The following is a 13,346-nucleotide window of genomic DNA, read 5'->3' on the forward strand; positions in this document are numbered from 1 at the left end:
AAATGCCTGTTGGATTCCAGGCTTTCAAAGAAGACGGCACGCTCCTTTTTGATATCGATCGAATATCCTACGGCCTGTTAAAGAGTGGATATTTGGACTTGGTGGATAGATGGGGGCGTTATACTTTGCGGTCTCTCAACCTGCCGCCAAATGAAGAAGGTAGTTATTCATACACGCGCTTAATCGATCCCATATGCGGGATCACCGTGACCGGTGCTGTCTCGCCGATCGTTTTCCTTGTCGGCGATGGCAAGCCCTGTGGTGAATCGGTCAGCGGCAATGTCCGAACGCTGTACTTCAAAGGCTGCAGACCGAACACCAAAGCCTATATCTTCGACCTGATGCGCGACGTCGGCGAGAGGACGGGCATGGAGTGCTATGACGCGGCTGGCCGGATCAGTTTTACAACTGGAATGCCGCCGCTAAACATCATCGCGGCTGTGGACCCTCCACCAATCAACGCTCCGGCTTATCCCGGTTCAGACCTGCGATTTACTCCCTATTCAGGCGGGGGTAACGAAACGTCAGGTAAGGAATGGGCAAGCACTGACTACCCGCAGCCCAAAGGAGCTGTGTTTGTTCCAGTAGCGTCTGGTGAGCTTGCAGCCTATCTGACGTTCTCCAGGATTTGCATGTTGGCTGAAGGTTACACGCTAGGAGAAGGCGCAAGCGTGAGCGCGAATGAAGGGTGTGGTGGCGCCTCTGGTGGCGTCAGATTCTTCTTCAGCCCTGCCGTTGCAACTATCTCTCAACACAGCGGTGCACGAGACACAACTTGGTCAGATATTCCGACTGACCGCCAACCTCAAGCGCTCGTTATTCGAGCGAGCGACTACCCATTCCCATTTAGATAACCAAAGAGGAAATACCCATGCCCTATGTAGCTATCAACCTGGCCAACGACTATGACGCGGCCAACAAAACCCGCTATGCCACCCAAGAAGAAGCCGACGCCCGCGCTCGCGAGATCCTGAACCAGTTCCCGACCGCGCAGGTTTGTGTGGCCCAGGTGCTGAAGGACTACAGCGCCAAGGTCTCGATCACTGCGAAGGAACCCGCAGCAGCGCCGGAGCCGGAAACCCCGGCCGCTTAGTCGAGCTAGTTCAATTCCACCCTGCCCAGCGTGGAATTTTTGCTTGGGCGCTCCTTCACGAAGCGCCTCATGCGCGAGTGGCGATGCCTCTCATTTCCTGCCGATTTGAAACTTCAGCTTATCGGTTGGCCACCAGTTGAAAGACGGAGGTGGCTCATAGCAGCCTGGCTGGTTAGCAGGCGAAGCATCACACCGAACGGTGTATCCCTTCGAGCCTACCTCTGTAATGTCATCGCTGGAGCTGTAGTGAGAGCAGCCCGCCAGCGCGGTGAATATGAGTGATGCAGCAACACGCTTCATAAGAAATTCCTTCCATAGATTGCACCATCGTATCGCTTAGCAGTGGCGGATAGGGACGTAGATCTCAGAGACCACCAGTGATTCAAGAAAGCGAGTCGAGCAGCTTGTTGAGGATGCCTTCCTGATACTGCCGGTTGTAGCAGCCCGGTTGATTCGGAGGAGTGTCATCGCACGCAATCTCATGCTTGTTGGTAGTGCTCCCATAAGTGCTGTTGGAAAAGTGGGAGCAACCAGTAAGCAGGTAGCTGAATAGCGCTAGTGCAAAAAATCCATTTTTCATACCCAGTCTCGCGTAACGGATGATGCAGATTGGACGTTCGTGCAACAAATAAGGCACATCCGGCCCGCCCAGCGCGGGCTTTTTTTCGTCTGGAGAAGACCTATGACCACACCACGCGGTGTCCGCAACAACAACCCAGGGAACATCGACTACAACCCGCGCAACGCCTGGCAAGGGCAGCTGGGCCTGGAAGTAGGCGTGGCTAAGCCGCGCTTCGCCCGCTTCGACCATCCAGAGAACGGCATCCGTGCACTGGGCAAGCTGCTGCTCAATTACCGGGGCAAGGATGGGATGCCCGGCGTTGGCCGGCCTGGTATCGACACCCCGCTGGAATTCATCAACCGCTGGGCGCCGGCGAGCGAGAACGACACCAATGCCTACGCCCAGGTCATCGCCAAGCGCCTGGGCGTCGGCGTTTGCGACTCGATCGACATCTCCAAGCCGCAGATCCTGCGCGAGTTGGTGGTCGGCATCATCGTGCACGAGAACGGCACCAATCTGTATCCGTCGACGCTGATCGATGAGGGCATCAGGCGGGCGCTGGCATGAGCCCGTGGGTAGGCCTGGCGGCTGGCTTGGCCTTGGTGGTCAGCCACTGGGGTGCCTACGAGCACGGCCGGAGCGTCGAGCAGGCGCGGGCCGGCCAGGCCACGGCCCAGCGCGATAGCGGCGCCCGTCTTGCCGAGGTGCTCGGGGAGCGTGGCGCTCGTCAGCAAGAACATCAACGCGCCCAGGCGCAGGAGGAGGCGAGAGCCCATGCATACGAACAACACCAGGCGGCTGATGCTGACGCTGCTGGCGCCGATGCTGCTGGCCAGCGGCTGCGCAACGACGGCGCCAAGTTCGCCGCCGCCGTCAGTTGCCCCGGCACGGATACCGCCGCTGTCGCCCGAGGCCAGGCAGCCACCCGCGCCGCCATGGTGCTCTCCGACCTGCTCGCACGGGCTGATGCTCGAGCGGGAGAACTGGCGAAGGCTTATGACCAAGCCCGAATAGCAGGACAGCTGTGCGAGGCGTCCTATAATGCCCTGACCAAATAAGGGTATTCCAGATGGACAAAGATGAATTTGCCGCTGCCGTTGAGGCAGGCGAGCCACTGATCGAGCAGTCGATGGAGGCTCTCAAACGGTACTGGGAGGCCAGAGACTATGGAGCTCCAGCCGAGGAAGTAGAGCGTCTTCGGCTCCGTTCTGAGTCCCTGGCCCAGGCGGTTTCTGACTACCAGCTTCGCACCGTCTCCAAGCTGATGGGCAACAAACTGCCCCCGCTGCACTAGCGCACCCCGCCTGTCGGCAGTTGCCGGGCCTATTGCAGGTCACTACCATACTGTTCATTCATACAGTATTGAGGCTCCGCCAATGAACACCGCCCTTGACTTCGAAATCGACGACATGCCACAGCTCAGCCTGGACAATCTGATGCAGGTGCGTGCGCCCTGGACCTACCTGGTCAAGATCGAAGGCGAGAGCATGCAGGGTATTGGAATGTATTCCGGCGACCTATTGGTCGTTGATCGAAGCGTCGAGGCCAAGCACGGCGACATTGTGATCGCGGCGGTGAACGGCGAAGCGGTCTGCAAGCGCATGTGCCATGAGCACGGTGTGCTGGTCTTACGGTCGGAGAACCCAAAGTACCCGTCGCGGTACATTATGGAGGGCGACACGTTCGAGGTGTGGGGTGTCGTCCGGTTCAGCGTCCGGGATCACGACCGTGTATCAGGGTAGGGGTAGGATTCGGCAGAACGCCGGAAGAGGGTGGTTAGGCTGTCTAATACTGGCGTGAGGCACCGCGCTTTTACTAGGCGAAACCCGCTGAAAATGAGGATAGGGTATTAGACAGCCATGGTTTGGGCGCCGCAGATTGTGCGGCTTGGGGCGGGGATCTTCCGCTACTGCTGCATTACTGGGGCGTTGAATTCTGATTGTGCGAATGATCAGCCAGAGCCAGTGTCGCTCTCGCCTTACGTTTTTTGCGGGCAACGTACACTGAGTAAATCGCGAAAATCACCATCAAAGCCGTTACCACTGGCACTGCAAACTGCCATTTCACGACGCACACACCGACTACTACTGGCGGTAGGAAAAACCTCGGATTGCTAATCGCGAGAATCAGCCAGAGAATGGCCAGCAGCCATAATGCTAGCTTGTAAACCAGCGATGCGACGCCGAGCGCAAACAAGGCATACCATCCGAAGGGAACGTTGACGACGAGTCTCATGAGGTGGCTCCAAATTTTCCCCAATTGTATCTCAGTTGTGGCTCATTGCCATGAGTGAAAGGCCCTTATCGACTGCCTGGTAAATCGGTTCCAAACTCAAACAGCGACCCGTGCAGTGTGCGGTTTGTAGGCGTGTGGTTTGGTCTATGTTTTGGAATCGATTTTGCGGTACAGGACGCTTGGGATGGGATTTCATTGCACCGTCTTGAAAACCGTTGAGCTAAACCGACGCTTTTGTCCAGGATCTGCTAGACAGCTTGAGGTCGGCTTCACGCGAAAAGCTGCTTTCGACCCACAGCGGACGTTCGACGATGGCAGAGATCGAACCTTAGCTATGGTTGCAGAATGGCAGTATTCGGATGATAGGTGCGAAAAAGTAGACCCTCAATAGAGGGGGCTGAGCCTGGAAGGAGGGCCTTTGGGATACAGGGAGCAGGCATTGCGTTCATTGCAATAGTACTCCACTGGTCTATTTCACAAAGCTCAAGTTTTAACCTTATAATGTAGGCCTACCTTAATTTACTGAATGAGTATGCTATGACGCCTGGAGCCATTTTTACTAATTTGAAGAAAGAGCTGGGGGCCATCAATCCATACATGGCGATTGTAGATTCCGCAGTTAAAATTTTTCTCGAAGCATCAAAACAATCTGCCAATCCGCCTGGTTTTATCTCTGCGCAGGCGAAGTCGCTCGGGTACGGTACGCTCTATCTTGATCAGCTAGAGCTAGAGAAATCAAAACAATTTGTATATCTCTCACATATAGCTTTCATGAACGGCAAAGCCGAAACTGCTTGTGATTACATTAGAAAACAGCCTTTAGTAGCCAAGCCTAATGTCAATGTAGAGGGTGATTTCCTTCGAAAGGCAATTCGGGTTATCCATTCGTCTAGAAAGGGGACAGGCGAGGTGATGAATGACGATGCGGCATTGTCAAGTTTTGTCGATGCCTCTGATGTAGCGGTGATTGATTATTATAGGAAAATGAGAAATATTAATTTTCATGGAGGGAGTTCTGAAGAAATAGTAATATTTAGTGAGGCTTACGCCTCTACAGTTAGGGGGAGGTATAATTGGGTTCCTAGTCCATTTGGAAATTTGAAGGCTCAAGATATGATATTGCTGTCTAAAGTTTGGCAGCGAGTGATACGTGATCTTTGTGAAAGGTCGTTAGATCCCGAGCGGGATGTGCTTCCGTTGGTAGTGAAGCGATATAAGGGGGCAACCGGTGAGAGAATGCTGAACGGCGCCATAAAGCTCCTACGGCAAGAATATCTTCTTGACACCAGTGCCGCGACCGAGCTAGCATCGAGACTAAAGGCTGGTTAGCATAATCGGTTAATGCGCCCTACGGCTGCGCCTAGCGCAGCCTCCCCTCGAATGTTACTTGTGACAGGTAGCATTCGAGGGGTAGATGGAGGTTCGAGCCCTCTGCCAGCCACCATTTTCATTTTGACGCTGTCCTGATTCATTTGGATTGGTCGTCAACTTAGCCTTATACCGCAGGCATTGCTAGTTTTCGGTGTTCTTGGGCAATCCCAGTTCATTTCTGAATATCAACTATTATCAACTTTTAGGTTGAGCCTTAGTCACGCACCGTATTGCCCTCATTCCCTAATGTCTTTTACCGGTCGGTATGAACTGGGTGGGATCATTGGTCAGTTCACGGCCAAAAGTGGACGTTTGGAAGCGCCCGCTACCGGCCAGAAGCGGCCGGTCGAAGCAGCTACACGCGCTGCTCCGCAATGATCAATGCCCTCGGCTCATGCTGTGCGCCCCGTCACAGCCTTAAACGTACTTTCTGCGCCTGTTTTCAAATGCCGGTTTTGTACCTTCCAAGATGTTGACCACAGACAGATTGAGGTGGAGCTCCTCAATTGAGCCGGCGTCGTACTTGATGCGATTGCTGCCGTCGCGTTCCATGGTGCACACAATGACTTGCTCGGCATCACAGGCGACTGCCAGGTTTGCGTTGTGAGTGACCATTACCACTTGGCGATGTTGCTTCGCCCTGTTGATTACCCCTACTAGCAGGTTGTAGACGGTCTCGTTGTCTAGGTTCTCCTCGGGCTGGTCAAGAATAATGGGGATACGTTCCCTATCGACCAGCAAATAGAAAATCAGCAACAGCGCACCACGCTGACCTGGAGATAGACGCTCCAACTCTACGCTGCCGAGCATCAGTCCATAGCTCAAGTCGAAGTAGCTCAGTCCGTATAGGAAGTCATATAGATCCGCGGGAGTCCGGTCTGATCGCAGGATTGAGGAAAGGGTTACGGGGCGTTGGGTGTTGCCGCGAATGTCAAAGTTCAGGGCCGTATCAGCCTCGGCAAGGAAAGCCCGTAGTCCTTTAGGATCGCTAAGGTCGTATTTTGCTACAAGGCTGAGGGCGTACGCTTTCGATTCCTCTACGCCCACAAATGAACCAGAGCTCTGTTTGATGTAGTCGAACAGCCGGGTGGCGAAAGCATCGAAAGAGAAGCGGACAGAGAACTGTACTCCCAGCGCCTCCCGTATGGCGGGCTCGCCATCGATTAGCGACTGAACAGGAGCGAAAAGTTCGCGCAGTACTGCTGCGCGGCGCTGGAGACCCTCCAAGATGGAAACGGAAACTTCTACTCGTTGTGCCTGAAGTACCTGTAGCTCGGTACGGCGAGCAGCAAAGCTCTTAACCTTGAACCAGAGATTTCTGAAGCTGCCGTCCGTCTCTACGGTACCTACAGCTGAAGCCCATTCTTCGTTCCAGCTTCTCAGCAGCGCCAGTTCTTCTTGGTAAGCAAGGAGTGGCCCCTCGAGCTTCTCCTTCTCCATCCGAAGTTCTTTTTCCCTTTCAGCAAGCTGGGCTGTGTGGGACGTTGGGAGGTCGAGATTAAGCAAAGCTTCCTGGTCAACAATCTCACCCGCGGTGGCGGTTGTGAGGTCTTGTAGTGGCTTCAGATCAATGGTTAGTTTGATCACCTTTTCAGCGTCAATACCAAGGGGCGCCAAACGGGTTACCAGCTCTGCGATCGCGGCTTTACTGGTCCTCTCAAAGGACTGAATACGTTCAATGGAATCAGCAATGTCACGCTTTCTCGACCGCAGAGAATCCACGGTGGATCTAGCAGTGCCTTCCTTGTCCTTCAGTTCATCGATAGCGTTCTGGATCTCCGAAATACGCTGTGAGATTGTCTGGGCTTCGGCGTTGTCGGACTGAGGCTCAATCGGTTCTGCCGGCTTGTTATCGTAGAGCGCCCGAAGGGCTAGCAAAGAAAGTTTCAACTCTTCCCGAGCACGCAGTTTGGCTGCAGGATCAACTTGGCTGGTCAGTTCAAGGATGCGTGCATTGAGCGCCGTCAGCGTCGTTTGTTGGCTGCTGGTCTCACTGCTGATGATGTCCGTCCGTAAGCGAATCAGCTCCTCAAGCGTCGCTGCACCTTTTCGTTCTTCCGACGGGATATGCGAGAAAATGACTGTGCGCAGTTCACTCTGTAGAAGACTGTCGTCACCGCGAACGTGATCATTGCAGAGCTCTTCAAAATAGCGCTGCGGTAGGTATTTCACTCGAGCAACTGAGCTACTGAGTCGAGCCTCAGAAAGCGTGCGCCACTCCAGCTCCTTTGTGTCCTGCACCCATTCGAGCTGAGCCTCGAACGAACTGGCCTTGTTGTCCTTGGACAGCCTGAATCTCTGGTCTGAGAGGAAGGAAAAGTACCGCCCGTTCGGGGTGTCTCCCAGCATGCCGATTACATCCGCCAATGCACTCTTGCCGCTGCCCTTTCGACCGACAAGTGCCACTAGGTCTTGGTTTAGCGGGAGCTCTGTTGGATCAAACCATGCTCCTGGTTCAGGTGCTCCAGTCTTCTTCCGCACTCGGATGGTTTTCAGGAACAAGTGAGGGTTTCTGTCTACGAAGTCCAGCTTTGGTGGGCGGGAACCGATGTAGGAGCGGTTTCCAGGCTCTCTGCATGCCTGGAGAAGCCCCGCAAATGTCGGACTGGCCTTGATCCAGGTCGATTTACCTGAGGGGAAAACACCGTATTCAGAAATTTTGTGGGCGTCGCTCCCGCGAACCGCGAGCTTTGGATGCTTGATTGCTTCCATGAACTCGTCGAAGAAGCCTTCATTTTCCGCAGTCTTGATGCCGACAAATGCATCGCGAGTTTTGAGCGAAGAAACCTCGAAAATGGCCTCCATCGCGAGTGCTTCGCGAGGAAAGGAATAGTGCTCACGGAATTTAATTTTCGTGACGCCATCGCTCGTATCAAACGGTACGAACAAAACTGCGTCACGCTCGCCAAGGATCCTCAGAGCTTCGCCAACAGAATCGGGGAGCACCTCAGCGGTTTTAGAGGCGGCCTCAAGGGCAACAGCCTCCGAGTTAGTAATCCCCTCCTTTTTCATCCCCAGCTTTTCGATGCGCTCAGCGGAGATGTGGTTTCGAGCCCACTCAATGAGATATCCATCTGTCAGGGGCTTCCCGCTGATCGACAGCTTTAGCTGGGTCTTGAAAGCATCGAGTTTGTCATCGCTCAAATCGGGATTGAGTACAGCATGCATGTTCAGGCGGAAGTCCCCTGGCGACACCATACGAAGCTCAATGCCAGGGAAAATCGTTGCGTTGCACTTCACTGCATCAGGCCGCTTGAGATATGCACGTAAGGCCTTAACGCCATCAAAGGTCCAATAGTCCATGACCGCGACAGCTACGCAACCACTCGCATTGATGCCTTCGACCACCTCTTTGAGCAGGTTTTGGCGTTCCTCATCGGACGTTATGTCTCTTAACCGTTTTCCGCCTCTCCACTCATACGACGCTGGCGTATGAATGTGTAGATCCCATTTCCCCCAAGTCGCACCACGGTTCATTGCTGGTTCCCTCCATCAGATATTGAAGACTGCGAATGGCGGCCTGGGGCCAAACGCATAAACAAAACGCTGCACTCATTTGGAGTCAGTGCCCCCCGGTGCTCTTAAGAATATGACTTGGCAGAGCTGGGGCTCCGCATGACCAAGCTAGCATCTGAATCAGGAGCATGCAGCCCAATAGTTTGTGCGGCTGCTTCTGGCCGATAGCTGCTCCTCAGCCATGGGCAGCTTTTGGTCGACAGCAGTCATCTCCGAATGGCCGCTAACGACCCATTGCAGCCGTTCGGGACGGGCGGCAAACGGCCAAACAGACGCTTGCCCGGACACGGCGATATAATCCCAGCGTAGAAATCCTGCGTTATTTAGGAAGCTTGCTACTGACAATGATTAGGAAAGACTTGAGGTACGCATTGGCATCATGTCCCATTCATGAATTCCGACGGGATCACACTGATGGAGGCGCCGCACGCTTGCCGCTGGGCATTCGAGGGCGCCACAAAAATCATCCGGTTAACCTAGGCGCGCGTTTTCTCAAATCTCAACCTCCCCATGCGGGCTCAGAGCTATTCATGCTCGCAGGCTCATCCGTCAGCCTCTGGCAAGTTGCAGTAGGGAAGCTCTGCGAACTCGGATATATAGGGGTGGGATTCGGTCAAAGTATAGAGTGAAACCAGTAGGTTGGTTGGGGTGCCAGGGATTTTGGTCTCAATAAGCCTGTCAGCAGCGTAGCTTAGTTGCTCATCATCATCTAGGATGAACACCATTGTAAACGTATCTACCTCTCCCTTTTCCAGATGGTTTACTGCTCGTGCTACTAGACTTTTAATCAGTTTCGCAAAGATCACGGACGACCTTGAAGCCTGCCTGATCTCGTAGCCGCTTTTACCATTGCTGTCCTCGACAAGGAAGTCCATGGTCGAGTGCTGATGCTCTACCCCCCCTTGGGCAAGCCTCCAGTCTTTGAATATTCTTTGTTTTTTAAATAGCGAAGACAAGTATTCTTGTGACTCGGCTGTAATGTTTCGACGCTCGATAGATGTGTCGCGAACATCTTCCAGAGTTGATTCTGAGATCTTAGTATTAAGATAGTCTTTAGAATACTGCAAGAAGCCTTCAGGGTTGTACATTACAAAGCTATCTATGCCTCCTGAAATACGCGCATCTTCAATAAGCTCGGGGCGGGGGCCTATTGTTTTAGGGCCGTCAAGGTTATACTTTTGCCACCAGTCTTCTTTAGCGTCATCCGTTACAAAAACTATAGTTTTGTTATTGCTTTTTTTGGCAAAATCAAGGAGCTGATTCCAAACCAGATAATCACCAAACTTGCGCTTGTAGATAATATTGTTGTGGATGAATTCGTCTGGTGAGTCCTCATCTTTATTGCTATCCATGTATCCCGGAGGGATTTTAAATTTATAACGCTGCTCAGCGATTTTACAAAATTCATCTACTGTCTTTTGATCTGGGGGTGGCGGGCCTACTCGATTTTCGAAGAGGCTCTCAATTTTATCTTTCAGGGCATCTGGCTCTGTCAGTTTTTGTTGAGTTTTTTGAGCCGCGCTAAGTTTTTTTAAAAAATCTTTCGTGAGCTTTTCGAATTCGCTTAGAAAGTGGTCAGGATCGATGAGGGTGTGCCTTTTTCTTAGGTTTAGCTTACCTAGATCAGAAATAACTGTTACTTCAAATTTTTCGATCGCCTTCCGTATTTCTGAGAATTTCTTTCCTTGAGCCGCAATGACTTTCATTCGATTGCGTTGGAATTCCAATGCGACATGAAAGGGAATCCATATTTTATCTGAAAGCTCGGACAGCACTCCGAGCAACTCGTCGCGAGTTTTCTCTTGATATCGGTACAGGTTGAGCAGGACATTTGTATCAAACACGAAAATTGCGTCACGCCAGATCGCTTTGTAATCCAGTTTTTTAGATGAGTCGTATTGTGGAAAGAGTCCTTTCATATGCTCTCCTGGAATGCATGAAGACCTACGATAGGTCCGAATGATGCGGAGGGTAACGCAAAGGATAAAATCGCGCCACTAAAGTGATATCAGGGGCATGTGAAGGTGTACTGGAGGGGCACGACATTGGTTTGCAGCCGTAGCCAAATCACGGCTTCTCTTTTTTACAAGCGCATCTGTTGCAAGGAGCCCAGATGGCCAACCGCCGAGTCTGTCTGCTTCTAGGTGTTTGCTGCCCTCCGCCGCCGCTTTGGGTCGATAGAAGCCGTTGAATCAGGCGGAGCATGCGCCGGGAACAACCTATTTCATACCGGATCGGCATCATGATCGCATGAAAGCCATCGGACCAATTCGCGAACCAACTCATGCATATCGGTGGGGGAGTGAGAGGAGCTTGGCCCAGCAAAATCGACACATCCCCACCCGCTAAACCCCATGGCATAGCGCATGGTGATGTTTGCTGTGGAGATCAAGTGCTTGTCCTGCGGGGGTTCCAGAGGTGTATTTAGGCCCTCTCGTCAGTTCTGGGCCAATTTTGGGCCATTTCGACTCGGGGCGGCAGCTTCTCCAGCTCCCTCCAGTCCAAGGAGGAGCTGATCCATTTCGCGTAGGTAGAGAGCTACATCTCGACGCTGTAGCCGAGCTGGCTCGCGATGAACGCGGGGTTCATCCCAGACATCAGGCACATGGTTGCGTAGGTGTGGCGGGTGTCGTACTGACGGCGTTCACGGATGTTCAGCGCCTTCAGCGCCGATTTGAAGTGGCGGATTGTAACACTTGGCTCGTTGATCCACAGCCCACCTTTGCTAGGTTGGAACACGAAGGGACTGGTTGGTGCTGACCAGCACTTGGGCTTCGTTTCACTTGAAGATCAGGATTCCCTCAGGTTCCAGTACACGGAAACGCTCGGCAAAGTCTTGGGGGATATCCTCCCGCCATTCACTGGTGAGCACTCTGTACATTGCCCGCATCCAGCGAGCCACGTCGGCCCGGGTCAGATGCGGCGGATCGAACACGACCAAGCGCAAAGCGGCGTCCCCAAGGGCAGACTCCGAAAGTCCATCAGCACATCTGGCTCAACCTTCAGTATCCGGCTGTCGCATCGCTGGTGTTCGTCGTCGCGGATGTCGCCGAACAGGGCGCGCTGGTCTTCCTTGTCGAACCACATCATGCGGCGGGCACTGCATGTGTCGAGCGGTTCAACCGCTGCGCTCATCGCGGCCCCCTGCAAATCAGGTAGGCCATGTACATCAGGGCTAGAGTCATAGAAGGTGTCCTCCGGCATACCGCAGGGCGTCACGATCTTGTCGAAGCTAATCGCGCGCTTTGATCAGGCCTTGATTGCGGTTGAAATGTTGCGGTGCTCCAACTCGAGGGTAATGGCAACGCATATAATGCGTCAGGATCACCTCGCCCGGCTTCTGGCCGAGCCAAACCCGCCTGGAACGGCATCACGCCGGCCGGGCTATGACTCAGGGAAATGAGACCAATGAAGACCGTTATCAAGGCCGGTATCGCTGGCGCGGTGCTGGCAGTAGTGGGCGCAGCCCACGCCGAGCTGCACGGGGAAGAAGCAGAGATTGCAGCACGGGATGCAGCGGTGCGTCAGTACGCGGCGAAGCTTGAGGCCGATTGGCAGCAGTGCTCGAGAAAGCCGGAGACCAAAACCACCCAGGATTCAGCTCATTGCGCATATGAAATGCGGGAGGCGGCCAAGGACGCGGTGGAAGAGAAGTACCAGAAGGCCCTGGCCACCGCAAAGGTGTATGTCGATGAAGGCTCGCTCCCGAAAAATGTACCGGCCATGATGCCCCAGGCGCAGGCAGCGTGGGAGAAGTTCGTAGAGGCAGATTGCGACGTGGTAGGTGCTCTCGTCACTGGGACCGCGAGTTCTACCTATCAGATAGTGTGCGAGTACAAGCACCAGATACAACGTCTCCACGACTTGGACGAATGGTGATTTTGATGGTGTTTGATAGGCGCAGGTCGTCGTAGTCGGGGCAGTCGCTCGATTTCGAAGCTTCGATGATTTCTCCCAAGGATCTCATGGCTTGACTCCAGCGGCCAGGGCCTCAGCCTCCAGTGAGGCGTACGCCACGCCATCCAACGCGCTGCCTCGTGGTATTTGGCGGGGTTCTGCCACTGGCCCACGTCCTTGACGATCTGCCTCAGCAGCCAACCTTCTGCTTCGATCCGGTCGGTCATGTCTAGCCCCAGTAGCCAAGGTCTTCGTCAATAGCATCATGCGGATGCCAGGCGCCGAACGTCTTATGCAGAGAGTCGGCCATCTTCCAACTAGCCCACCCTATGACAGCCTTCAAGAAATCTCGAATTTTCCTCACAACTCATACCTCTCATCAATCCAGCGCCCAGGCGCCAGAGCAGGTGGAGGTTCGGGTTGGGTTTCGTGCTGGGAGAGCTGGCGCTGATTGCTGGCCTGCGGCTGGCTGTCGGAAATGCAGCTGATGCCGCCGAAGTGTCCGCCGTAGAATACGTAGTAGGTAACGCCGCGCTCCTCGTCGTGCACACAATTGCCGCCCCTGTCGATGTTCCCGAATGCCTCGACATGAAAGGTTTGCCCGGCGCTTGCGCCTGTGGCCAACAGCAGGAGGCAGGAGGCGAGGCGGGTCATTCGCTCACCTCATCAACG

12 protein-coding genes, 1 tRNA gene and 2 pseudogenes are annotated in these 13,346 nt (G+C 53.9%); 9 read left to right on the forward strand and 6 right to left on the reverse strand.

The window, feature by feature from the left end; genetic code table 11:
- Positions 1-2 precede the first annotated feature (2 nt).
- From NMB38_RS10325 to NMB38_RS10350, 6 genes are all read left to right on the forward strand, one after another.
- A complete protein-coding gene (locus NMB38_RS10325; RefSeq protein ID WP_494355065.1) occupies positions 3-854 on the forward strand; it encodes a hypothetical protein in 852 nt (283 codons plus the stop codon).
- Between the two features lie 17 nt (positions 855-871).
- Entirely contained in the window at positions 872-1,093 is a 222-nt protein-coding gene (locus NMB38_RS10330) for a hypothetical protein (RefSeq protein ID WP_254286770.1), read from the forward strand.
- A gap of 682 nt (positions 1,094-1,775) precedes the next feature.
- Positions 1,776-2,222: a structural protein P5 gene (locus NMB38_RS10335; protein ID WP_494355066.1), complete on the forward strand. Its 447-nt coding sequence runs from the start codon at positions 1,776-1,778 to the stop codon at positions 2,220-2,222.
- Entirely contained in the window at positions 2,219-2,713 is a 495-nt protein-coding gene (locus tag NMB38_RS10340) for a DUF2514 domain-containing protein (RefSeq protein ID WP_494355067.1), read from the forward strand. The genes NMB38_RS10335 and NMB38_RS10340 overlap by 4 nt, the downstream gene beginning before the upstream one ends.
- Positions 2,714-2,724: 11 nt before the next feature.
- Entirely contained in the window at positions 2,725-2,949 is a 225-nt protein-coding gene (locus tag NMB38_RS10345) for a hypothetical protein (RefSeq protein WP_494355068.1), read from the forward strand.
- A gap of 67 nt (positions 2,950-3,016) precedes the next feature.
- Positions 3,017-3,397 carry a LexA family protein gene (locus NMB38_RS10350; RefSeq protein ID WP_494355080.1) on the forward strand — a complete coding sequence of 127 codons (381 nt, stop codon included), beginning with the start codon at positions 3,017-3,019 and terminating at the stop codon, positions 3,395-3,397.
- Positions 3,398-3,572: 175 nt separating this feature from the next.
- Here NMB38_RS10350 and NMB38_RS10355 read toward each other — a convergent pair whose 3' ends face one another.
- The gene (locus NMB38_RS10355) at positions 3,573-3,890 is read right to left on the reverse strand and encodes a hypothetical protein (protein ID WP_490806149.1); all 318 of its coding nucleotides are present in this window, start codon (positions 3,888-3,890) and stop codon (positions 3,573-3,575) included.
- Positions 3,891-4,427: 537 nt separating this feature from the next.
- Between NMB38_RS10355 and NMB38_RS10360 the strand changes: the two genes are divergently transcribed.
- The gene (locus NMB38_RS10360; RefSeq protein WP_494355069.1) at positions 4,428-5,219 is read left to right on the forward strand and encodes a hypothetical protein; all 792 of its coding nucleotides are present in this window, start codon (positions 4,428-4,430) and stop codon (positions 5,217-5,219) included.
- Positions 5,210-5,334 (forward strand) — tRNA-OTHER (locus NMB38_RS10365). Before NMB38_RS10360 ends, NMB38_RS10365 begins: the two co-directional genes overlap by 10 nt.
- A gap of 344 nt (positions 5,335-5,678) precedes the next feature.
- Here NMB38_RS10365 and NMB38_RS10370 read toward each other — a convergent pair.
- The 4 genes and pseudogenes from NMB38_RS10370 to NMB38_RS10385 all read right to left on the reverse strand — a co-directional run.
- Positions 5,679-8,738: a TrlF family AAA-like ATPase gene (locus NMB38_RS10370; RefSeq protein ID WP_494355070.1), complete on the reverse strand. Its 3,060-nt coding sequence runs from the start codon at positions 8,736-8,738 to the stop codon at positions 5,679-5,681.
- A 581-nt stretch (positions 8,739-9,319) separates the two neighbouring features.
- A complete protein-coding gene (locus NMB38_RS10375) occupies positions 9,320-10,696 on the reverse strand; it encodes a PIN-like domain-containing protein (protein WP_494355071.1) in 1,377 nt (458 codons plus the stop codon).
- 505 nt (positions 10,697-11,201) lie between these two features.
- Positions 11,202-11,516 (reverse strand): annotated as a pseudogene (locus tag NMB38_RS10380) (site-specific integrase).
- Between the two features lie 43 nt (positions 11,517-11,559).
- Positions 11,560-11,912 (reverse strand): annotated as a pseudogene (locus NMB38_RS10385) (SAM-dependent methyltransferase); the annotation flags it as partial.
- Positions 11,913-12,185: 273 nt separating this feature from the next.
- Between NMB38_RS10385 and NMB38_RS10390 the strand changes: the two are divergent.
- Positions 12,186-12,656, forward strand: coding sequence for a lysozyme inhibitor LprI family protein (locus NMB38_RS10390; RefSeq protein ID WP_490806166.1), 471 nt, complete (start codon positions 12,186-12,188; stop codon positions 12,654-12,656).
- A 378-nt stretch (positions 12,657-13,034) separates the two neighbouring features.
- Here the strand turns inward: NMB38_RS10390 and NMB38_RS10395 are convergent, their stop codons facing one another.
- Positions 13,035-13,328, reverse strand: a complete 294-nt coding sequence (locus tag NMB38_RS10395) for a hypothetical protein (RefSeq protein WP_028687863.1) — start codon at positions 13,326-13,328, stop codon at positions 13,035-13,037.
- Between the last annotated feature and the right edge of the window lie 18 nt (positions 13,329-13,346).

Source organism: Pseudomonas sp. FBCC-B35 (assembly GCF_059133755.1).